Annotated in this window: 20 protein-coding genes; 12 read left to right on the top strand and 8 right to left on the bottom strand. The window is 71.2% G+C overall.

Features of this window, described 5'->3' with window-relative positions; translation table 11 throughout:
• The first annotated feature begins 30 nt into the window (after positions 1-30).
• The 3 genes from G3I78_RS05315 to G3I78_RS05325 all read left to right on the top strand — a co-directional run bounded on the left by G3I78_RS05315 (position 31) and on the right by G3I78_RS05325 (position 1985).
• Complete coding sequence (locus tag G3I78_RS05315) at positions 31-381, top strand: VOC family protein (protein ID WP_164421611.1); 351 nt, start codon at positions 31-33, stop codon at positions 379-381.
• Between the two features lie 66 nt (positions 382-447).
• Positions 448-840, top strand: a complete 393-nt coding sequence (locus G3I78_RS05320) for a MarR family transcriptional regulator (RefSeq protein WP_164421612.1) — start codon at positions 448-450, stop codon at positions 838-840.
• 164 nt (positions 841-1004) lie between these two features.
• A complete protein-coding gene (locus tag G3I78_RS05325; RefSeq protein ID WP_343243671.1) occupies positions 1005-1985 on the top strand; it encodes an AraC family transcriptional regulator in 981 nt (326 codons plus the stop codon).
• Positions 1986-2226: 241 nt separating this feature from the next.
• On the opposite strand, the gene G3I78_RS05330 is transcribed toward G3I78_RS05325, so the two are convergent.
• The 4 genes from G3I78_RS05330 to G3I78_RS05345 all read right to left on the bottom strand — a co-directional run bounded on the left by G3I78_RS05330 (position 2227) and on the right by G3I78_RS05345 (position 6249).
• Positions 2227-2622, bottom strand: coding sequence for an SseB family protein (locus G3I78_RS05330; RefSeq protein ID WP_164421614.1), 396 nt, complete (start codon positions 2620-2622; stop codon positions 2227-2229).
• 108 nt (positions 2623-2730) lie between these two features.
• Positions 2731-3960, bottom strand: coding sequence for an acyl-CoA dehydrogenase family protein (locus G3I78_RS05335; RefSeq protein ID WP_164421615.1), 1230 nt, complete (start codon positions 3958-3960; stop codon positions 2731-2733).
• A 121-nt stretch (positions 3961-4081) separates the two neighbouring features.
• Entirely contained in the window at positions 4082-4762 is a 681-nt protein-coding gene (locus tag G3I78_RS05340) for a cysteine hydrolase (RefSeq protein ID WP_275424785.1), read from the bottom strand.
• A complete protein-coding gene (locus G3I78_RS05345) occupies positions 4759-6249 on the bottom strand; it encodes a cytosine permease (protein ID WP_164421616.1) in 1491 nt (496 codons plus the stop codon). The genes G3I78_RS05340 and G3I78_RS05345 overlap by 4 nt, the downstream gene beginning before the upstream one ends.
• A gap of 203 nt (positions 6250-6452) precedes the next feature.
• On the opposite strand from G3I78_RS05345, the gene G3I78_RS05350 reads away from it, so the two are divergent.
• Together G3I78_RS05350 and G3I78_RS05355 are read left to right on the top strand one after the other, a co-directional pair.
• Positions 6453-7349, top strand: coding sequence for a hypothetical protein (locus tag G3I78_RS05350; protein WP_164421617.1), 897 nt, complete (start codon positions 6453-6455; stop codon positions 7347-7349).
• A 101-nt stretch (positions 7350-7450) separates the two neighbouring features.
• The gene (locus G3I78_RS05355) at positions 7451-7828 is read left to right on the top strand and encodes a peptidase inhibitor family I36 protein (RefSeq protein WP_164421618.1); all 378 of its coding nucleotides are present in this window, start codon (positions 7451-7453) and stop codon (positions 7826-7828) included.
• A gap of 67 nt (positions 7829-7895) precedes the next feature.
• On the opposite strand, the gene G3I78_RS05360 is transcribed toward G3I78_RS05355, so the two are convergent.
• Both G3I78_RS05360 and G3I78_RS05365 read right to left on the bottom strand, forming a co-directional pair.
• Positions 7896-9626 (bottom strand): serine/threonine-protein kinase, encoded by a 1731-nt coding sequence (locus G3I78_RS05360; RefSeq protein ID WP_164421619.1) that lies wholly within the window; start codon positions 9624-9626, stop codon positions 7896-7898.
• Between the two features lie 71 nt (positions 9627-9697).
• The gene (locus G3I78_RS05365; protein WP_164421620.1) at positions 9698-10153 is read right to left on the bottom strand and encodes an Lrp/AsnC family transcriptional regulator; all 456 of its coding nucleotides are present in this window, start codon (positions 10151-10153) and stop codon (positions 9698-9700) included.
• Positions 10154-10264: 111 nt separating this feature from the next.
• On the opposite strand from G3I78_RS05365, the gene G3I78_RS05370 reads away from it, so the two are divergent.
• The 4 genes from G3I78_RS05370 to G3I78_RS05385 all read left to right on the top strand — a co-directional run bounded on the left by G3I78_RS05370 (position 10265) and on the right by G3I78_RS05385 (position 12788).
• Positions 10265-10882, top strand: a complete 618-nt coding sequence (locus G3I78_RS05370) for a LysE family translocator (protein WP_164421621.1) — start codon at positions 10265-10267, stop codon at positions 10880-10882.
• A 57-nt stretch (positions 10883-10939) separates the two neighbouring features.
• Complete coding sequence (locus tag G3I78_RS05375) at positions 10940-11383, top strand: PaaI family thioesterase (RefSeq protein WP_164421622.1); 444 nt, start codon at positions 10940-10942, stop codon at positions 11381-11383.
• 81 nt (positions 11384-11464) lie between these two features.
• On the top strand, positions 11465-12430 hold the full coding sequence (locus G3I78_RS05380; RefSeq protein WP_164421623.1) for a DUF1648 domain-containing protein: 966 nt from the start codon (positions 11465-11467) through the stop codon (positions 12428-12430).
• A 1-nt stretch (position 12431) separates the two neighbouring features.
• Positions 12432-12788 (top strand): GntR family transcriptional regulator, encoded by a 357-nt coding sequence (locus G3I78_RS05385; RefSeq protein ID WP_164421624.1) that lies wholly within the window; start codon positions 12432-12434, stop codon positions 12786-12788.
• A gap of 171 nt (positions 12789-12959) precedes the next feature.
• Here G3I78_RS05385 and G3I78_RS05390 read toward each other — a convergent pair whose 3' ends face one another.
• Positions 12960-13400 (bottom strand): hypothetical protein, encoded by a 441-nt coding sequence (locus G3I78_RS05390; protein ID WP_164421625.1) that lies wholly within the window; start codon positions 13398-13400, stop codon positions 12960-12962.
• A gap of 483 nt (positions 13401-13883) precedes the next feature.
• On the opposite strand from G3I78_RS05390, the gene G3I78_RS05395 reads away from it, so the two are divergent.
• The 3 genes from G3I78_RS05395 (at position 13884) to G3I78_RS05405 (ending at position 19485) form a co-directional block, all read left to right on the top strand.
• Entirely contained in the window at positions 13884-14354 is a 471-nt protein-coding gene (locus G3I78_RS05395; protein ID WP_164421626.1) for a lamin tail domain-containing protein, read from the top strand.
• 379 nt (positions 14355-14733) lie between these two features.
• Entirely contained in the window at positions 14734-15717 is a 984-nt protein-coding gene (locus G3I78_RS05400) for a ribosome-inactivating family protein (protein ID WP_164421627.1), read from the top strand.
• 165 nt (positions 15718-15882) lie between these two features.
• The gene (locus tag G3I78_RS05405) at positions 15883-19485 is read left to right on the top strand and encodes an AAA family ATPase (RefSeq protein ID WP_164421628.1); all 3603 of its coding nucleotides are present in this window, start codon (positions 15883-15885) and stop codon (positions 19483-19485) included.
• Positions 19486-19559: 74 nt separating this feature from the next.
• Here G3I78_RS05405 and G3I78_RS05410 read toward each other — a convergent pair whose 3' ends face one another.
• A complete protein-coding gene (locus G3I78_RS05410) occupies positions 19560-20546 on the bottom strand; it encodes a glycine betaine ABC transporter substrate-binding protein (protein WP_164421629.1) in 987 nt (328 codons plus the stop codon).
• Between the last annotated feature and the right edge of the window lie 37 nt (positions 20547-20583).

Raw genomic sequence — 20583 nt, forward strand, 5'->3', positions numbered from 1 at the left:
CGTCGCGGACATCTCACGGAGGAGCACACCATGACCGCCGGCCTCAAGACGATCATCTACCCCGTCAAGGACCTCGCCGCCGCGAAGGCCCTGTTCAGCGCGTTGCTCGGGGTGGAGCCGTACGCCGACGAGCCGTACTACGTCGGTTTCAAGGATGCCGGGCAGGACGTCGGCCTCGACCCGAACGGCCACGCCCGCGGCATGACCGGCCCGGTCCCCTACTGGCACGTCGACGACATCCGGACGACGCTCGCGGCGCTGGTGGACGCCGGGGCCGAGACCCTTCAGGACGTCCAGGACGTGGGCGGCGGCAAGCTGATCGCCTTCGTCAAGGACGCCGACGGCAACCTGGTGGGCATCACTCAGGACCCGCAGGCGTGACGCACTCCTTGCACGCGCACTAGTTGCACAGTCAATGAATGGCCGGTTCGGTGTTACCGTGCAGGTATGGCGGTGAACACGGTCGAGACCGGCCTCGAAGAACGCTGGCGGGACATCCTGGCGGTGCACGCCCGCACGATGTGCGAGATCGACCGCGCGCTGCATCCGCACGGACTGGGGGCGAGCGACTTCGAGGTCCTCGACATCCTCGCCACCGAGTCGCCCCGCGAGGGCGACCAGTGCCGGGTGCAGAACCTGGTGGGGCGGGTGCATCTCAGCCAGAGCGCGTTGTCCCGGCTGATCGGGCGGTTGGAGAAGGACGGGCTGGTGGAGCGGTCCGTGTGCGTGGAGGACCGGCGCGGGGTGTACGTGTCGCTCACGCGCAAGGGCCGCGACCTGCACACCGAGGTGCTGCCCCTTCAGCGGGACGTGCTGGCGCGGATGCTGGACGACGCCTGAGGGCACGAAGCCCGTGATCGCCGAGGTGTCGGACCCTCGACGCGTTCTCAACCCCGGCCAGGTCTTGTGAAAAGCCTGTGGAATCCGGTACGGCATGATCAACGGCATGGAGGGCATGCCGGACCGAGACGCCGGACCGGAGGGGAGCTGACATCGCCTTGGCCGTGGAACAGGACGGGGCAGCCGAGTTCAGCAGCTACGCGACGAGTTCCCTGGAGGAGGCCCACGAGGCGATCGCGGCCCACTACTACGACCTTCGGCTCGATGTCGCCGGGCCCACCGCGGAGTTCGCCACCCGGCTCAGGGTCGTGGAGCTCGGCGCGCTCACCGTGGGCGACATCCGCTTCGGTACCGAGATGCGGATGAGCTTCGGCGAGCCGGGCGTCCATCACGTCGGTGTCCCGTTCGGCGGTCGCTTCAGTCTCCAGGAGGGGCGCGGGGAGGTCTCGTTCGCCACCGGACAGCGGGCGGTGGTCCTGGATCCGGGCCGGGGCATCCGGGTCGACTCCTGGTCGGCCGACTGCCATTCGCTCACCGTGAAGGTCGACAAGGCCGCGCTGCTGCGGCAGTTGGAGCTGCTGCTGGGCAGGACGGTGCGCCGGCCACCGGTGTTCGGGCCCTACATGGACGTCTCGCGGGGTCCCGGGCGCAGTTGGGTCCGGCTGGCGATGTGGGCGCTGCTGGAGCGGGACGACCCGAACGGTCTGCTGAGCCATCCGATGATCCGCGGCCGTCTCGAACAGGCCCTGCTGGAGGGGATGTTGCTGGCGACGGAGCACACCTTCCGGGACGCGCTGGACGCACCTCCGCCGCCGATGCGCCCGGCCTCCGTGAAACGGGTGATGGACGCGGTGCAGGAGCTTCCCGCCGAGCCGTACGACGCGAACCGCCTCGCGGCCATCGCCCAGGTCAGTCTGCGCACCCTCCAGGAGGCGTTCCGCAGACACGTCGGGCTGTCGCCGATGGCGTACGTCTACGAGGTGCGTCTCCAGCGGGCCCACGAGCAGCTGCGGGCGGCGGCGCCGGGCGCCACGACGGTGGCCGGTGTGGCGCACCAGTGGGGCTTCCTCCACCTCGGCCGGTTCGCCCGGCGCTACCGGGAGCGTTTCGGGGAATCGCCGTCGCAGACACTGCGGGCCCCGTGAGCCGAACGGCCGCTGATCCACCGCGTTTTGCGGACACTCTCCGCGCAAGCCGGAGCGACGGGACCGCCCGGTGGTCATATGGTCACATCACGGCGATCGCAGGCGCCGGGCATGAGCAGTGTCGGCGCCGCTCATCCCTTTCGCGTGCGTGAACCGGAGTGCGGCAGCGGGAGCACGTCCGCACTCCTCCTCGGGCCCGGCCGCTCCCCCTCCGTGCATGGTGGCCGGGCCCAGCCGAAGCTCAGCCCTGCGGTCGCGCCAGCAGGGTGCGCACACCCTCGGACGTGAGCGTCAGCGGATGCGCGGAGCTGCCGTCGATGGTGAGCGAGAGATCACCGTCCGGCCACTGCGCGGCGAGCGCGCCCAGCGGCACCAGGCGGTAGCGGGAGACGAACGGCAGCAGCTCGGACATCTCCGTCTCCGAGGTGAAGACCGGCACGACGGGCGCACCGTTCTGCTGCTCCAGCACGGGCAGCGCCACCGTCGTGTCCTCGTCACCCGCGTCGTCGGGCACCGGGATGAGGACCTCGCTGCTCGCGAGCGTGTTCAGGGCCGTCGTGTCGTCGGTGTTCTGCGTCAGCGCGTCCAGCGCCCGCTGGGCCGGTGTGGCGGTGTGGTCGTTGGCGGGTGTGTCCATGGCAGATCCCCTGGTAGCGGCGGTCGTGCGGCCTGCCCGGGGTGATGATCGCCCCGGGCGCGGTCCTGGTCGCGTACCCGAACGCCCGGGGAGCATGCGTGCGACTCCTCAGGGAATCAGCGGGATGTGCTCCGAGGGCAGTCCGAGCCGGTCGCAGCCGACCCGGCGCAGCAAGGGCTCGTACATGCCGGGCCCGACATGGCTCCAGCAGGTGGCCGCGTCCCGGAAGTAGCGCTGCATCCGCTCGCCGTCGCGCGCGTGCCGGGAGCCGGCCGTCCGGAACAGGATGCCCTGGAGCACGTCCCAGGCCATGCGTCCCGCGGTCAGGAACATCAGGGCCAGCCGGTTGTCCTCGACCGTCGTGAAGGGCGCCTCGCCGCTCACGTTGCGCCGGCAGGCCTCCATCCAGTCCTCGGCGGTCTGCCGCACGGCAGCCTCGGCGGTGTGGATCGCGCCCAGGGCCTCGCCGAGGTGCCGCTGGTAGTCGTGCAGTTCGGCGCGGGTCCGGTCGGGCTCCAGGAGCAGAGGGCGGGCGGTGACAGCCCGGGCGTACTCATCGGCAGCGGCGTACGCGGTGCCGACCATGATCGCGGCCAGCTCGCCGTGGAAGAAGCTGGGCGCGCGCCCCGCGTACATCGGGTTGCCGTGCAGTTCGGAGCCGACGCTGCCGCCCTCCACCGGCAGGTCGAGCAGGCTCGTCTCGCGGGTCAAGTACGCGGGGATGCGGGCCTGTTCCATGTGGATGCTGTTGGAGCCGGTGCCGCGCAGGCCGAGGACGCCGTGCCAGTCGTCGAGGACGGTCCACACCGCGCGCGGGGCGACGAACAGCACGGGCGGTCCCGGCGGGTCGCCCGCGCGCAGGGTCTGGCCGACGTAGTGGGTGGAGTAGGGGGCGCCCGAGGAGTACGGCCAGGTGCCGTCGAGGACGACATGGTCGGGGCCGTCCGGCCGCGCGACCCCGACGGGGGCGACGGTGGACGCGGCGCGGAAGTCCCCGTCGGCACCGAAGACCTCGTCCTGCGCCCTCTCCTCGAAGACCGAGGCGACCTGGAGCACATGGGCGGCGGTCAGTGACAGCGCCCAGCCGGTGGAGGGGCAGCCGCGCGCGATCTCCACGACCACGCGGTAGAAGACGGGCAGCGCGAACTCGTAGCCGCCGTAGCGGCGCGGCTGGAGGATCCGGTAGAAGCCGGCGTTCACGAAGTCGTCGTGGGTGTCCTTCGGGTAGTGCGTGAGGCGTTCGGTCTCCGCCTGGCGGTCGAGGAGTGCGGGCCTGAGGGCCACGGCCCGGGCGATCATCTCCCGTTCGGTCAGGCCGGGTTCGGGTACGGCTGTCACGATGCCTCCTGACGTGTGGGGCCGTCCGTGCGTGACGCGTCACGAGCGATTCAACACGCGCCGCGCTCCCCGGTACCGACCCGATATCGCCAACTGCACCGCCACGCCCCGCCGGTGGCCCTCACGGCACGGCCGCGAGCACTTCGTCCACGGTCACCACCCGGATCAGCGGCCCGTAAAGCCCCATCACGTACAGCGACTTGGCATGCGAGTCGTCGTCCGCCCCGGCGCACGCGTCGGACACCACCAGGGTCTCGACACCGGCGTCGGCGGCGGCGAGGGCGGTGGACAGCACACAGCAGTCGGTGCTGACACCGGCCAGGACGAGCCGGTTCTCCGGGGCTGCTCGGGCGGCGAGTTCGGGTGTCCACTTGCCGAACGTGGGCGCGTCCAGGACGCGTTGGGCCCGCTCGGAGAACTCGTCGGTGAGGCGCCAGAGCGGGGCGTCCGACGGCTGGAGCGCGAAGGGCCACTGCTCGTAGTACGCCCGCCAGGCACCGACGGGGCGGCCGGGGGCGACGAACCGCGTGAACGTCACCCGCTCCTCGAAGGCCGGCAGCAGCCGTCGTACACCGGCCGCCGCCTCGGCGTAACGAGGAGCGGCCCACGGGCTGCCGGGCTCGGCGAACACCCGCTGCATGTCGATGACGGCGAGCAGCCCTGCGGCTGTACGGCGCTCCTCCGCGACCCGTTCCGAGGCGGTACGGCCCTCACCCGCGCCCCGTTCCGAGGCGGTCCGGTCCTCCCCCGCCGCCTGTTCCGAAGCCCTGCGGCCCTCCCCCGCGCCCGGCGCTGTGCTCATACGGCGGCCCCCGCGTCCGGTGCCTGTGCCTCCTGTGCCCGCACCCTGCGTCGGCCGAGTGCCAGGGTGCCCAGGAAGCCGAGTGCCAGTGCGGCGAGGACGCCGAGGTTGGCGTAGGCCCAGGAGCCGGTCCTGCCGCCGAGGCCGAAGGGGTCGAGGAGGTAACCCTGCCAGTCCAGCCAGCTGGCGGCCGAGTTGGTGACCAGGCCCCAGCCGAGGGCGGTGGCGGCGAGGGTGAGGAGCAGCGGGGTCGGCGGTACGTCGCCGTAGCGGCCGTCGGGGCGGAAGAGGTCCCGCTCGTCGTAGTCGCGGCGGCGCAGGGCCAGGTCGGCGAGCATGATCCCGCACCAGGCGGCGATGGGGACGCCGAGGGTGGTCAGGAAGCCCATGAACTGGCCGAGGAAGTCGTCGGCGAAGAACACGATGTAGACCGAGCCCGCGATCATCAGGACACCGTCGACGAGCGCGGCCAGGTAGCGCGGGATCTTGAGGCCGGCCGAGAGCAGGGCGAGGCCCGAGGAGTAGATGTCGAGGACCGCGCCGCCGACCAGGCCGAGGACCGCGACCACGGCGAACGGCACCAGGAACCAGGTGGGCAGGATGGTGGTGAGGGCACCGATCGGGTCGGCGGCGACAGCGGTGTTGAGCGCGGGGGACGAGCCGGCCAGCAGGAGTCCGAAGACCAGCAGGAGCAGCGGGGCCACGGAGGCGCCGAACGCGGTCCAGCCGACCACGCCCCGGCTCGACGAGGTCCGGGGCAGATAGCGGGAGTAGTCGGCGGCGGCGTTGACCCAGCCGAGCCCGAAGCCGGTCATCATGAAGACGAGCGCGCCGATGAACTCCTGGGCGGAGCCCGCCGGGAGGGCGCTGACGGTGCTCCAGTGGATGTGGTCGGCGACGAGGCAGACGTAGACGACGGTCAGCACGCCCGTCACCATGGTGATCACTGTCTGGAGGCGCATGATCAGGTCGAAGCCCATCACCCCGCCGACGACGGTGAGCCCCGCGACCACGATCAGCGCGACGACCTGGGTCTCCGTCCCGCCGCCCCAGCCGAGCCGCCCGAAGACGGTCGCCGTGGCCAGGGTCGCGAGGGCGCACAGCACGGTCTCCCAACCGACCGTGAGCACCCAGGAGACGACCGACGGCAGACGGTTGCCGCGCACACCATAAGCCGCGCGGCTGAGCACCATGGTCGGGGCGGAGCCGCGCTTGCCGGCCACGGCGACGAGACCGCACAGCAGGAACGAGAAGACGATCCCGATCACACCGGCGATCAGCGCCTGCCAGAAGGAGATCCCGAACCCGACGGCGAAGGCGCCGTAGCTCAGACCGAGAATGGACACATTCGCGCCGAACCAAGGCCAGAACAGGGTCCGCGGAGTGCCCTTGCGTTCGGCGTCGCCGATCACGTCCAGCCCGTGCGTCTCCACCTGGAGCTGCCGGGAGGTGGATCTGTTGTCGGGGGAACCCGAGGAGTCTGTCATCGTCGACCTGCCTGTTCAGACGTGTTGGGGCGACCGTAGGCAGGGGCCGGTGGGGCGTCAATCGCGCAACGCCCGCGACATCCGCCCTATGACGTCCGAGGATCACAGCGGCCCGCCGCTCCCCTCTACTGGAGAGCGAACCGACGGGGAGTCGGAAGCGGCTGATCCGGCCGGTGAGGCCGGGCGGAACGGGGGTGTCCACGGTGCGGACTTCGAGGTTCGTCTCCACGCTGGCGCTGTCCGTGTACGTGGCGACCGTGGCGGTCGGCTGCGCGGACGGCGGTGACGGGAGCGGGCCGGGGTCCGTACCGCGGTCCGTCCGGGCTCAGGACGCCCTGCTTCAGACCGCCCAATCGGCTCTCGTACGGCGCTGCCTGACGGATCGTCACATCGAGCCGTCGGCAGAGCCGGGCACCGCCGACGCCGGACAGGACCGGGGTATCGCACAGCGACGCGAGTTCCCGTACGGGATCGACGACCCCGAGTGGGCCGCCGAGCACGGGTTCGGCAGCGGGCAGGGGTCCGGGGCGACGACGAAGGAGGCAGCGGCGGCGAAGGAGGCGGACGTCTCCCCGCGTCAACAGCGCCTGGTCGACGCCTTGTTCGGCACCGGACGGCGTGAGCTGTCCACCCGTACGGCCACGGGTCTGGTCGTCAGGACCAACAGCGACGGCTGTCTCGCCGAGGCCCAGCGGGTTCTGTACGGCGACCAGGGGCGCTGGTTCCGCACCGAGGTCACGATCAACAACCTCGGGGCCGCCGCGCATCAGCGGGTGACACGGGACCCGGCCTACCGGGCCGTGCTCGTGCGCTGGGCGCGCTGTGTCGCCCCTGTACAGAAGGCCGAGGACCCCGGGGAGCTGCGCCGCGTGTGGCAGCGCCGGGCCGCGGGCCTCGATCCGCAGCGGGCCACCGAGTCGGAGAGGCGGTACGCCGTGGCCGAGGCGCGGTGCGTGCTGCGCACCGGCCTCGCGGACACGGGCGCTCGGCTGGAGCGGCGTCATGCCGCCGAACTGCGCACCGAGTACGCCGACGTGATCGCCGAGCACCGGCGACTGCGGGAGCACGGGCTGCGGTTCGCGGTGCGGCAGGGGCTCTGAGGCGCCCCGTTGTGAGGCGCTCGCTTGAAGCACTCCCCTGAGGCGCTTGCTCAAGGCACCTCTTCATCCATCCCGAACAGCACATCGAAAGGACCGACACCATGCGCAAGACCTTCCTCACCGCGGCCGGCCTGTTCCTCGCCGCCGGCACCGCACTCGCCGTCGTCCCCGGTACGGCCCAGGCCGCCGCCCCGTGCGCGCAGGGCAGCTTCTGCGCCTACACGGACGCCAACTACGGCGGTCTGTCCGTGGGTTGGACCGGTGACGACGGCTGGTGGGAGAGCAACATCGCCGACGAGGACAGCTCCTGGGCCAACCACGGCATCTCGGGCCCGGGCATCAAGGACCACGTGAAGGTGTACGCCAGCGCCTGGCAGGGCGGCGGCGTCACCATCTGCCTGACTCCCGGGCAGGAGGTCCCCTCCAACGCGGGCGCCAACGACCGGGGCGACTCGCACACCTGGACCACCGGCTGCTGAGACCGTAGCCGAGGCCCAGGCGGCCCGCGCACCGGGACCGGCGTGAGCCGTCACCCCCGGGCGCGGGTCAGTCGTCCGCGGGCAGGATGCGGGTCACCTTGCCCTTGGTGGTCGCCTCCAGATAGCCGGACTGGCTGTACTCGTTGCTCAGGTAGACGGCCATGCCGAGGGGGGTGTCGAAGGTGTCGTTGGGCTGGCGGATCACCAGGTAACGGGTGTCCGGCTTGTCGACGTTGAGCTTCTTCTTGGCCTCGGCGAGGAGCGCGGGGACCTTGTCCCAGTCGAAGGCGTCCAGGGTGAAGGGCCGGTCGCCGCCGGACAGGCTGCTCTTGATGATGCCTTCCTCCACGCCCTGTCCGGCGCGGTAGGTGTAGGTGTCGTACTTGGTGTCGCTGCCGTCGACCATCACCTGGGCCGACGCGAAGTCGTCGTAGACGGAGAAGTCACCGAACCGCTTCCGGCCGGTCTCCTTCTCGATCGCCTTGATGGCAGTGCGGATGCCCTGCGGGGTGAGCAGGCCGGTGGTGTCCGCGTCTGCGTCGGTGTCCTGGGACTGCTGGGCGGCCGGGGCGGCGCTCGGCGAGCCGCTCGACTGCGGGGCCGAGGCGCTGGAGTCGGCGCCCTTGTCACTGGAGCTGCCCGAACTGCCGGAGTCACCGCCGAAGGGCACCAGCCACCAGGTCAGGGCCAGTGCGGCGGTGAGCGAGATCCCCGAGACGCCGAGCAGGACACCCCTGGTGCGGCGGCCGCCGCCTCCCGGTCGCACCGGCGAGGTGACCTGCCCCGGCCCGAAGTGGGCGGGGGGCGGCCCGAATCCGGCCGGAGTGCCCAGGGGGCCGTGGGCGGTGGTCGGGTTGGTGAAGGTCCCCGAGTACGAGGCGGTGGCGGCCTGCGGCGGGCCGAGCGGGTAGGAAGTGGGCTCCTGCCACGCGGGGGCGACCGGACCGGACGGCCCGGACTCGATCTCGGCCAGCCGTCGGTCCAGTACGGCGGACGACGGCCGGACAGCCGGATCTCTCACGAGCACGCTCATCAGGACGTCACCGAGGGCACCGGCCCGCTGCGGCGTCGGCACGTCGTCGTTGAGGACGGCGGCGAGGGTGGCCAGGGTGTTGGCCCGGCGCAGTGGGTGGTTGCCCTCCACCGCGGTGTACAACATCATCGCCAGCGACCACAGGTCGGAGGCCGATCCTCCCTCGTGCCCCGAGATGCGCTCCGGGGCCATGAAGTCGGGCGTACCGATGATCGAGCCGGTGGCGGTGAGGCTGGTCGTCTCCCGGATCGCGGCGATGCCGAAGTCGGTGAGGACGGGGCGTCCGTCGGTCCTGATCAGGACGTTGGCGGGCTTGACGTCCCGGTGCTGGATACCGGCGTCGTGCGCGGCGGTCAGCGCGGCGAGGACTCCTCGGCCCATCCGGGCCGCCTCGACGGGCGCCATCGGCGCCTGGGTCAGCCGGTCGGCCAGCGAGCCGCCGGCGACCAGCTCCATCACGATCCACGGGTAGGTGCCGGGGCCGCCGTCGACGATGTGGTGGATGGTGACGACGTTCGGATGGTCGATCCGGGCCAGCGCCCTCGCCTCACGCAGTACCCGTTCCCGCAGCAGCCGCGCGCTGTCGGGGTCGTACTCGGCCAGGTCCCGGTCCGGCGGGCGGACCTCCTTGACCGCGACCATCCTGTGCAGCACCAGGTCCCTGGCCCGCCAGACCGTACCCATGCCACCGCCGCCGAGGCGGGTCTCCAACTCGAAGCGCCCGTCGACGACTCGTCTGCCGGGGCCTTCGCCTGACTCACTCATGGGCGGGAGCTTAGTTGCCGCCACCGACAGCGTTCACCGCCCCCGGCCCTGTTCACCGGGGCGGCGCGCGATCACTGCTCGGGCAGGGGGCGTTCGTCGACGACGTGCTTCATGACGAGCGTGGAGGTGAGGCGTTGAACCCCGGGCAGCCGGGCGAGCCGCTGGTCGTAGAGCTGCTGGAAGGCGGTCAGGTCGGTGGTGGTGACCCGCAGCAGGTAGTCGAGTTCACCGAAGAGGCGCTGGGCCTGGAGTACATGGGGAATGGCGGCGACGGCCTCTTCGAACGCGGTGACGGTGTCCGGGTCCTCCCAGCGCAGGGTGGCGAAGACCAGTGCCTCGAAGTTCAGGCCCACGGCGGCCGGGTCCACGACCGCGCGGTAGCCGCGGATCGCGCCTTCGCGTTCGAGATCGCGCAGTCGGCGGTGGCAGGGCGAGACACTCAGCTTCACGCGGGCGGCGAGTTCGGTGACCGTGAGACGGCCGTCCTGCTGAAGCTCGGTGAGAATCTTCCGGTCCAAGGCATCCATGGAGAAGATTATCCTCGTAAAAGCGCGATCATGGAGTAAATAGAGGAACACTTTCGAACAGGTTCGACCTAACCTTCCCCTCGCAACGGAACAGGCGAGAGGGATCGATCGATGGACACGACCACACTGGCGGCCTTCCTGGCGGTGGATCTGCTGCTGGTGTTCACGCCGGGCGCGGACTGGGCCTACGCCATCGCGGCCGGGCTGCGTGAGCGGTCGGTCGTCCCGGCGGTCGCCGGGCTCATAGCGGGGTACGCGGGGTACACCCTGCTCGCCGTGGCCGGGCTGGTGGTGATCGTGGCGGGTTCGCCGACCCTGCTCACCGTCCTGACCGTCGCCGGGGCCGGATATCTGGTGTGGCTCGGCTGGGGTGTGCTGCGGAGTCCGGTCACCCTGGCGGCCGCCGAGGAGACCGTCGGCTCCTCCCGCACCCAGGTCCTGCTCAGGGGGGTCGGGATCAGCGGCCTCAACCCCAAGGCGCTGCTGTTGTACTTCTCGCTGTTCCCGCAGTTCATCGACTCCGCGAGGGGCTGGCCGGTGGCCGCGCAGACCGGGTTGCTCGGTGCGCTGCACATGACCCTGTGCGCCGTCGTCTATCTCGCCGTCGGTGTGCTGGCCCGTACCGTCCTCAGGACCCGTCCGTCGGCGGCCCGGGCGGTCACCCGGGTCTCCGGTGCGATGATGATCGCCATCGGCGGGTTCCTGCTCCTGGAGCGCCTGGCCGGCTGACGGACCCGCCCCCGTACCCCACCGCGACGTCCGCCGAGCCCGGCACGAGGAGCGCACATGGAAGACCAGCACGTGACCCCCGAGACGGCGGCGCGCGTCCGGGACAGCTTCGAACGGCAGGGGCTGATGACCCACCTCGGCGCCCGCATCACCCGGATCGAGCCCGGCCGCGTCCACATCACCCTGCCGAGCCGCCCCGAAGTCACCCAGCAGCACGGCTACTTCCACGCCGGCGCCACCAGCGCCGTCGCGGACAGCGCGGGCGGCTACGCGGCCTACACGCTGTTCCCCGAGAACTCCGAGGTCCTCACCGTCGAGTACAAGATCAACCTCCTCTCCCCCGCCGTCGGCGACCACATCGAGGCGGTCGGGACGGTCCTCAAGTCCGGCCGCACCCTCACGGTGTGCCTGCTAGAGGTCTACGGCGTCCAGGGCGACCGGCGAAAGCTCGTGGCCAACGGGCAGCAGACGCTGATCCGGGTCGACCGGCCCTCGCCGTGAGCCCACACCCGACACCTCCGGAGCCCGTCGAGCTAACATCTAATTGTTCTAGTGATACACGAACAATGATGAGGAGGCGGAATGGATCACGTCGACCGGACTCACCGCGTCCGGCAGCCGGGGCAGCCGCGGTGGTATGTGGGACTCCCCTGCCTGGTGGCCGCGTTGGTGGTGGGTGTGGTGTTCGCCGTGTCATGGGCGAACCTGCCGGACCCCATGGCCGTCCACTTCGACGGACGGGGCGACGCCAACCGCTCCGCCTCCCCCGTGGTGCTGCTGCTGGTCTGCGAGTTGACCTTGCTCGGCCTCGGCGTCGCGCTGTTCCGGAGCGGGCTGCGGGGATCGCTCCCACCGCGGACCCTGTGGGTCGCGTCCGCCGCGGTCTCCGTGTTCCTGGGCTACTTCTTCACGGTCACGGTGCTGGTGAACGCGGACGCCTCCCGTAACCCGAGGATGCCCCTGTGGCAGTTGGCCGTCGCCGCTGGAGCGGCCGGTGCAGCCGCCGTCGGGGTGCGCCTGCTGGTGCCTCGTACGGGCCTCGCCGGTGCGGATCGGCCCGACTCCGGTTCGGTGGGGCTGCGCCCTGGCGAGACGGCCGTATGGGTGGGCGGGGTCGGTCCGCGGGGGCTCGCCGCCACGGGAGTGCTGGGCGCGGTCACCGCGCTGGTCGCCGGTGTCGTCGGCTGGGGTCCGGGGCTGTGGCTCTGGCCGCTGGGTCTGCTGGTCGCCGGGCTGGTCGGCGCCCGGGTGTGGGTCCGCGACGACGGGCTCACGATCCGGCCCCCGCTGCTCGGCGTACCCCGGATCCACATCCCGCTCCGGCGGATCGAACGGGCCTGGGCCGCGGACGTCCGTCCCGTGTCCGACCTCGGGGGCTACGGATACCGGTTCGTGAAGGGCCGACGCGGGCTGGCGCTGCGGTCCGGACCGGCGGTGTGGCTGGAGCTCGATGACGGCAAGGAGTTCGTCGTGGCCGTGGAGGACGCCGCGACGGCGGCAGCGCTGCTGGGCGACCTGCTGGCCCGGGACACCTCGCGGGACCGCTGAGATGCTGATCCGTATCGACGCGGGTTCCACCGTCCCGCTGGCGGAGCAGATCGCCGCCACCGTGCGCAGGGCGCTGGCGGACGAGGCCCTGAAACCGGGCGAGCGGCTCCCCGCCGCGCGTGAGGTGGCACGGCTGCTCGACATCAACATGCACACCGTGCTGCGCGGCTATCAGCTGTTGCGTGACGAGGGTCTGATCGACCTGCGGCGCGGCCGGGGCGCCGTGGTGATCGCCGCTCCGGAGCAGGCCCGGCTGCGCGAGTTCGCCCTGCAACTGGTGGCGGCGGCCCGGGAGGCGGGCCTCTCGGAGTCCGGGGCGGTCGAGTTGCTGCGTGACTGCTGGGCGGAGGGGTCGTGACGGGCGTCCAGGGCGGACTCGCGGGGCTCCGGTCCGGGCCGGACACGCGCGACTTCTGTCCGGACCGGACACGCGGGACTTCGATCCGGACCGGACGCGCACGACTTGACCGCACGGCTCGCGTCAACCGCCGAGGTGTCGGCCTCGCCAGGACGCCGCGGGGGCCGGATCTCAAGGGCGCGGGTCGCCGCCGGAGTCCGCGGTGCCGGTGCTGTTCATGGTGGAGAGACGCCGGTAGGCGGCACGCGCATGGCCGAGCCGCGCCAGTGCCGTACCGGCGACGGCGGCGGCCAGCAGACAGGCCAACCAGAACGTGTCGCGCTGCACGGACCAGCTGAGGGTGCCCGCGGGCGGTATCCCGAAGGCGTTGAGGAAGAGCCAGCACAGCACCGCCGTACCGGGAGCCGCCATGAACCGGGCCCGCCACCCGAGCAGAGAGGCGAGCAGGGACAGGCCGGCCAGGGCGAACAGGGGGCGGTCCGGACCGATGACCGCGTTCGTCGAGGCCACGAGCAGGAGCGCACCGCCGAACGCGGCGGACCACACCAGCGGTGTCGCGGCCGGCTCGGGCACAGGCCGCGCACCGGAACGGAGAAACACCCACTCGACCACGGTCGGGTTCCTTTCGGCGCGACGACTGTCTCCTGTTCCTCCAGCGTGTCGCTGAGGGTTTCCAAAGATATGCCCAAGCGGACACCGGCGTTCAGCAGTAGGGCTGTTGACCGGTCAGGGGGCCGCCGCCGGAATCTCCCTGTTACTCACTTTCGGGTGACGGTCCCGCGCGGGCCGGGGTGGCGCGTCCTGGCGATCGGAGGTGACGGGCCAAGGGGCACAACGGCTCATGATCCGATACGGCGTCAACTCGGTGCGTTCGCCGCATGAATGGACGTTGCAGGCAAGGGTCACAGAAACGTGGGCTAAAGGTAACGGAGCTCCCATATCGCGTTCACAACCTGCACGAGAAGGCCATGGTGTGGATGTGCGGCCGACCGGCCGCCACCCGCACACCGCATCCGCCGGACCCACCCGGCACTCACCGAAGTGCCGGACCGCGCGGATGCCGTACAGCCAGGGGGCTTTGTGTCTTCTTCCACTGTGACCGCTCGCCGAATCTCCGCCGCGGCCTTGGCGGCCGCCGCCGTCATCGGGGTGTCGGCGCTGCCGGCCTCCGCGGCCGACCACTCCCGGCCGCAGCGCCCGCAGGTGGAGATCAGCGCGGTGCAGTACGACGCGCCGGGCCACAACGACCGCTCACAGCGCTCGCTGAACAAGGAATGGGTGGAGCTCACCAACACCACGCGCCACACGGTCAACCTCGACGGCTGGACCCTGCGGAACAAGGAAGGCCGCACCTACACCTTCCACCACTACCGCCTGGAGGGCCGCGCCACCGTCCGCGTCCACACCGGCCAGGGCCGCGACACCGACCGTGACCTCTACCAGGACCGCCGCAACGAGGTCTGGGACAACCGCGCCGACACCGCCACCCTGCGCAACGACCACGGCCGCTTCGTCGACGACGAGTCCTGGGGCGGCCGCCACCACCGCCCCGGCAACCGCCACTGACCCATACCGCACCGCCGGCGCCCGCTGAACACCGCACCGCCGGCACCACCGCCAACGGCGTGCCAGACCCGCACCGGGCCTGGCACGCCGTTCGCGTGCGCGGACACATGCGGCTCCGGTTCGCTCGGCGGACTCCGCCGGCTCCCCGGCCGTGTACGGGTTTCCCCGCGGGGTGACGCTCTGCTTTCCCGAGATCCACGCTCTCGCGGCGGTTTGTCCACACGTGACGCGAGGGGCTCGATGGACAACGTCAGTGCACTGAGGATTTCCCGTGAACCGGCATCCAGGGCTCGCCGCGCGAGACCGAAGGCGCAACGGTTCTCCCCGCCCCGCGGTCTCACGGTCCCGCGGAAGCAGCCTCACGGAAATGGAACCCCCCATGTCAGTACGTGTCCTCCGACGTCTCGGCATCTCGCTCGCCCTCCCCGCGATGGCCGTCGGCGCCCTGTCGCTCGCCGAGAGCCCCACCACCCACCCCACTTCGAAGGACACGCACGCGGCCGTCGGGACCCGTCTCGGCTCCGACACCGTCCAGACCGTCGCGGTCGGCGACAAGTGGTCCAAGGTCGTCTGGGACGTCGACGGCGGTTCGACGAGCTACGCGGAACTCGTCAACTCGCTGCGCGCGGCCGTCGCGGCCACGGGCGGTCACCGCACCAACGTCAACGCGAACGGGCGCAACCTCGCGGTCGACGTCACCGGCACCAACGACCGGGAGTTCATCGACCTGGAGGTCCGCACGGCCGGCGCGAACATCCACCTCGTGGTGCGCGCCAGCGACATGTACGTCATCGGGTACCACTTCTGGGACCAGACGCACGGGAACACGTACTACCCGCTCGCCAGGGAGGGCGTCACCCTCCCGTCCTGGGCCCTGGGCGACGGCCACAGCAACACCTCGACCTGGGAGGAGACGGCCACCTTCCTGGGCCACGAGAACTACAACGACCTGGCCAGAATGGCCGGAACGGCCCTGCGGGACGTGACGCTGAACCAGCACAACCTCCGCCAGGCCATCTTCGACATGCGCACCGACCCGCAGGGCCGGGACGCGAACTCCCTGCGGAACAAGGCCGGCGGCGTCCTGCGCATGATCGCCGCCGTCTCCGAGGGCGTACGGTCCCGTCCGCTCGCCAACGACCTCGGGCGCGCCCTGCACATGGGCACGAACCTCAACCTGGCGCCGTACGTGGACCTGATCAACAACTGGTCCTCCATCAGCAACATCGTCACCACTCCGGGGTCGCCCGCCGTCCAGACCTCCAACCACGGATGGGTCCGCACCGCGGCGGACGCGGCGGCCCTGCTCCTCGTGGCGCTGGCCCACCGAGCCAGCACCTCCAACATCCACGACGAGCTGTAGGCAGACAGAGGCATCCGCACGGGCTGAGGGCCGGGGCCACCCGGCCCTCAGCCCGTGCGCGACAGGCATGACCTCGCCCTCAGAATGTTCGCTTTTGCCATTCCATTTCTGATCGTTCACCCTCTCGTCACCCATACCTCCTCATATCAGCCAGGAGGTGACGACATGGGCCGTCCAGAGAAACCGATCGACCCGGACGCGGGTCCCGTCCAGCGTCTCGCCCACGACCTGCGCGGACTGCGGGCGTCCGCGGGAAGTCCGGCCTACCGGCTCATGGCCCGCCGGGCGCACTATTCCGCCGCCGCGCTGGCGCTGGCGGCGTCGGGAGAGAGACTGCCGTCGCTGGCGGTCGTGCTCGCGTACGCCCGTGCCTGCGGCGCCGACGCCGCGCCCTGGGAAGGGCGCTGGCTGGAAGCCGCGGACGCCGCCGAGCGGCTCACGGCACCCGACGACGGCCGGTCGGTGTCGCCCTACCGGGGACCGGAACGCTTCGAGACCGAGCACCGGCAGCTGTTCTTCGGCCGTGACCGGGTCGTCGACGACCTGTTGTTGCTGCTGCGCGAGCACCGGTTCGCCGCGCTGTGCGGGCCCTCCGGAAGCGGCATGTCCTCACTGTTGCGGGCCGGGCTGCTGCCCGTGCTGACCGAAGCCGCGCGAGAGAGCGGCCGGCCGGTGGACGTCCGGCTGATCACACCGGGCGCGCGACCCGCCACGGCATACGGACGGCTGCTCACCCCGGGCGCCCGGGACCCGGAGCGCTGGATCGTCGTCGACGAGACACATGAACTCGCCACACTGGACTGCGACGACGCGGAACGAACCCGGTTCGCCGAATTCCTGCTGCGGGCCGGCGACCCGGCCTCCCGACTGCGGGTGGTCATCGCCCTGCGCTCGGACTTCCCCTCCTGGTACCCCGCGAGCCAGGCCCTCTCCGCGGCCCTGCGGGACAGCACGCTCGACGTGCCGGCGATGACGGCGACCGAACTGCGTGAGGCGATCGTGCGTCCCGCGGCCGTCGCCGGACTGACCGTCGAACGCGAGCTCACCAGCCGGCTCGTCGGCGACGTCCTGGGCAGTCCCGGCGCGCTCCCGCTGCTCTCCCACGCTCTCCACGAGGCCTGGCGCCGCCGCCGGGGCCGGCTGCTGACCCTGGCCGACTACGAGGCGGCGGGCGGAGCACGCGGCGCGATCGCCACGTCCGCCGAGCGGATCTACGGCCGGTTCACCACGGCACAGGCCCGCACCGCCCGCCGGATCATGCTGCGCCTGGTCGCCCCCGGCGGCACCGCGCCGGACGTCCGTCACCCCGTACGGCGCTGTGACGCCTGGGCCTTCACCCAGCTGGAGACCCGTGCCGTCGTGCACGCGCTGATCGCGGCACGGCTGGTCATCGTGGCGGGCGACCGCGTCGAACTCTCGGACCCCGCGCTGATCACCCATTGGCCGCGCCTGGCCGCCTGGCTCGGGGAGGAGCGCGAACGGCTCCCGCACCGCCGCCATCTCACCGAGGCCGCCCGTGCGTGGGAACACCTCGGACAGGACGACGGCGATCTCTACCGGGGCCGACGGCTCGCTCTCGCCGAGGAACTGTTCCCCCTCGATGCCGGGAACGACGACCTCACGCCCGTCGAACGCTCCTTCCTCGTCGTCTCCGCACAGCGCGGTGACACACGCGGCGGGGCTTTGCGGACGGGCAATCTGCCCACCGCGTTCACCAGCCTCGTCGGACGGCAGGACGAACTCGCCGAAGCCACCGCTCTGCTCGCGAAGGCACGGCTGCTCACTCTCACGGGCGCGGGCGGCATCGGCAAGACACGGCTGGCTCTGGAGGTGGCCCGCAGCCGGGCGGGCGCGTTCCGCGACGGAGCGTGGCTGGTGGACCTGACGCCGGTCCAAGATCCCGAGGCCGTGGCCTGCGCCGTCGCCGCCGCGCTGAGACTGCCCGACCGCGGGGCTCTGCCCGTCGTCGAACAGCTCTCCGACTACCTCGCCGGGCGGCAGGCCCTGATCGTGCTGGACAACTGCGAACACCTCGTCGACGCCTGCGCGGAAGTGGCGGCGGCCCTCCTCGGCGCCGCTCCCGGGGTACACGTCGTCTCGACGAGCCGTCACACGTTGGGCGTCGCAGGCGAGCACGTCTTCACCGTCCCCCCGCTGTCCCCGCGGGACGCGGCCCGGCTCCTTCTGGACCGCGTCACGGCCGTCCGGCCCGGGTTCACCCTCGACGACGCCGACCACGCCCAGGTCTCCCGGCTGTGCGCCGATCTGGACGGGCTGCCGCTGGCCATCGAGCTCGCCGCGTCCCGGTTGCGCACACTCAGCGTGCGGCAGCTGGCGGACCGTCTGGAGAACCGCTTCGCCCTTCTCTGCTCGGGCGGCGCGGACCGACCGCCCCACCAGCGCACCCTGCGGGGGATGATCGACTGGAGCCACGAGCTGTGCGCGCCGGACGAACGGCTGCTCTGGCGGCGGCTGTCCGTCTTCGTCGGTGGTTTCGGCCTGGACGCGGCCGAGGCCGTGTGTGCGGGCGACGGCATCACCGCACACGACGTACCGGTCCTGCTGGACCGGCTGGTCGCCCAGTCCGTCGTCCTGACCTCGGAGTGCGAGGGCGTACCGCGCTACCGGCTGCTGGAGACCGTCTGGCGGTACGGCAGGGAACGGCTGACGGAATCCGGCGAGGAGGACCGGCTACGCCTGCGTCACCTCGCCCATTTCCTCGCCCTAGCCCGGCGTGTCAACCGGGACTGGTACGGACCCGATCAGGTGGAGAGCCTGACCCGGTTGCGCGTCGAGCACAACAATCTGGTGGCCGCACTGGACCACGGCCCCGGTGGGCGCGACCGGCTGGCCCTGGCCACGGAACTGTCCTGGCACTGGGTCGCCGGAGGATTCCTCGGCGAGGGACGCCGTCGCCTCCTCGAGACACTCGCGGCCACCCCGCAGCCCACGGCCGAGCGCGCCGGAGCTCTGGTCGCGGCCGCCTGGCTGGCACAGACCCAGGGCGACCTGGCGACGGCCGACCGTTTTCTGGACGAGGCCGAGTCGCTGGCCGAGCGGCTGGCCGACCCCTGGATGCTGACCCACATAGGTGGTTTCCGAGGAGTCTCGGCGAACTACCGCGGCCGACCGCAGGAGAGCATCGCCCGCTACGAGGAGGCGTGGGCCGCCATGAAGGACCTGGGCGACGGGCGTGAAGCGACATCCTGGCTGCTCGCGCTGGCCTGCGCCCAGGCGTACGCCGGTGATCCGCGTGCGACGGAGACCGGTGCGCGGGTGATCGCCGCGGCCGAGGCGAGCGGCGACCGGTGGGGCCGCGCACAAATGCTGCTCGCACTGGGCCACGACGCCTGGGCACGCGGCCGGGCGCACCGGACCAGGACGCTGGCCAGGACCGCGCTGGAGTGCATGCGCGGCTTCCACGACCACGCGATGATCGCGCGGATGCTGGAACTGCTGGCCTGGGCCACCGCCGCCGAAGGAGACCACCGGCAGGCCGCCCACCTGCTGGGCGTCGCGGAAGCCCTGTGGCGCGACGCCGGCAGCTCGATCGCCGCGTTCGGTCCGCAACCGGCGGCCGACCACGCTCGCTGCGCGGAGGACACCGTCCGCGCCCTGGGCCAGGCAACCTACAAGAAGCTGTTCGAGGAGGGGCGCCGCCACAACACCCCGTCCCTGGCCCTCCACCACGCCCTGTGGCTCCACCACGAAACCCGCACCCCCTTCGCCCTCCCCACGGAGCGTGCCGCCTTCGGCATCGGCGCCTGACACCGCCCCTGCGGGAGCGGGGGTGCAGGCCGCGTCATGGTGCGGGCTGCCGGCCAGTATCCGTTTCGTCCGGCTCACTGCTTCAGGAAACCCTTCTCCTTCAGGAACTCGGTGGCGACGGCGGCGGGTTCCTCGCCCTTGGCGCTCACCTCGGCGTTCAGCTCCTGCATCACCGGCGTGGTCAGTGTCTCGGCGAGCGGCTTGAGCACCTGGAGGATCTCCGGATGCTCCTCGTCCGTCTTCTTCATCACCTGCGGTACGGCGTTGTAGACCGGGAAGAAGGACTTGTCGTCCTTGAGTACGTGCAGGCCGAGGGCGCTGATGCGGCCGTCGGTGGTGAACACCTCACCGAAGTCGCAGGCGCCCTTGCCGGTCTGGGTGTAGATCACGCCGATGCCGAGGGAGGTCGTCGTACCGCCGGTGACGGCGTATGCCTTCTTGAAGCCCGGATAGCCGTCGACGCGGCTGAGGAACTCCGACTCCACACAGACCTTCGACGACGTGTGTGCGTTGAGGTACGCGGCCATGTCGGAGTCGGTCTCCACGTTGTTCTTCTTGGCGAAGGCGTCGGAGACCGCGAAGGCGTAGGTGTTGTTGAAGGGAGCGCGCTGTCCCCAGACGACGCCGTTCTTCTCCAGGTCCAGCTTCTTGACCGCGTCGTACTGCTGCTCGGGATCGAAGATCGGCTTCTGCTTCAGGAAGTCGACCCAGGCCGTGCCGGTGTACTCCCAGTAGATGTCGCTCTCCCCCCGGGTGAGCTTCGCCCGGGTCTGGCTGGCGCCCTTGCTGTTGGTCTCGTCGACGGCCTTCGCTCCCGCCGCGCACATCATCTTGAGGGTGAGCTGCCCCAGCAGGAGCTGTTCGTCGAACTCCTTGGAGCCGACCTTCACGGTGACCCCTTTGAGGGCGGCGGGATCGACCGACCCCGGCTCGACGCCCGTACAGGGGCCCTTTCCGGTGTCGGCGCCGCCCTCGCTCAGACCGCTGCCGCAGGCGGTCAGAGCGAGCAGGGCGGTCGCCAGTCCGGCGGTGATGACCGTAAGTCTCGGCGAAGACAGCATGGCTTCCCCTTCGTTCTCTCTGTACGGGCTCTCTGTA

This window comes from Streptomyces sp. SID13726 (assembly GCF_010548375.1).
Lineage (GTDB): Bacteria > Actinomycetota > Actinomycetes > Streptomycetales > Streptomycetaceae > Streptomyces.

Excerpts from the sequence above, each read along its gene's own strand:
- G3I78_RS05315 (WP_164421611.1), top strand. The coding sequence starts at position 31 with ATGACCGCCGGCCTCAAGACGATCATCTACCCCGTCAAGGACCTCGCC.
- G3I78_RS05320 (WP_164421612.1), top strand. The coding sequence starts at position 448 with ATGGCGGTGAACACGGTCGAGACCGGCCTCGAAGAACGCTGGCGGGAC.
- G3I78_RS05330 (WP_164421614.1), bottom strand. The coding sequence starts at position 2,622 with ATGGACACACCCGCCAACGACCACACCGCCACACCGGCCCAGCGGGCG.
- G3I78_RS05340 (WP_275424785.1), bottom strand. The coding sequence starts at position 4,762 with ATGAGCACAGCGCCGGGCGCGGGGGAGGGCCGCAGGGCTTCGGAACAG.
- G3I78_RS05345 (WP_164421616.1), bottom strand. The coding sequence starts at position 6,249 with ATGACAGACTCCTCGGGTTCCCCCGACAACAGATCCACCTCCCGGCAG.
- G3I78_RS05355 (WP_164421618.1), top strand. The coding sequence starts at position 7,451 with ATGCGCAAGACCTTCCTCACCGCGGCCGGCCTGTTCCTCGCCGCCGGC.
- G3I78_RS05360 (WP_164421619.1), bottom strand. The coding sequence starts at position 9,626 with ATGAGTGAGTCAGGCGAAGGCCCCGGCAGACGAGTCGTCGACGGGCGC.
- G3I78_RS05365 (WP_164421620.1), bottom strand. The coding sequence starts at position 10,153 with ATGGATGCCTTGGACCGGAAGATTCTCACCGAGCTTCAGCAGGACGGC.
- G3I78_RS05370 (WP_164421621.1), top strand. The coding sequence starts at position 10,265 with ATGGACACGACCACACTGGCGGCCTTCCTGGCGGTGGATCTGCTGCTG.
- G3I78_RS05375 (WP_164421622.1), top strand. The coding sequence starts at position 10,940 with ATGGAAGACCAGCACGTGACCCCCGAGACGGCGGCGCGCGTCCGGGAC.
- G3I78_RS05380 (WP_164421623.1), top strand. The coding sequence starts at position 11,465 with ATGGATCACGTCGACCGGACTCACCGCGTCCGGCAGCCGGGGCAGCCG.
- G3I78_RS05385 (WP_164421624.1), top strand. The coding sequence starts at position 12,432 with ATGCTGATCCGTATCGACGCGGGTTCCACCGTCCCGCTGGCGGAGCAG.
- G3I78_RS05400 (WP_164421627.1), top strand. The coding sequence starts at position 14,734 with ATGTCAGTACGTGTCCTCCGACGTCTCGGCATCTCGCTCGCCCTCCCC.
- G3I78_RS05405 (WP_164421628.1), top strand. The coding sequence starts at position 15,883 with ATGGGCCGTCCAGAGAAACCGATCGACCCGGACGCGGGTCCCGTCCAG.
- G3I78_RS05410 (WP_164421629.1), bottom strand. The coding sequence starts at position 20,546 with ATGCTGTCTTCGCCGAGACTTACGGTCATCACCGCCGGACTGGCGACC.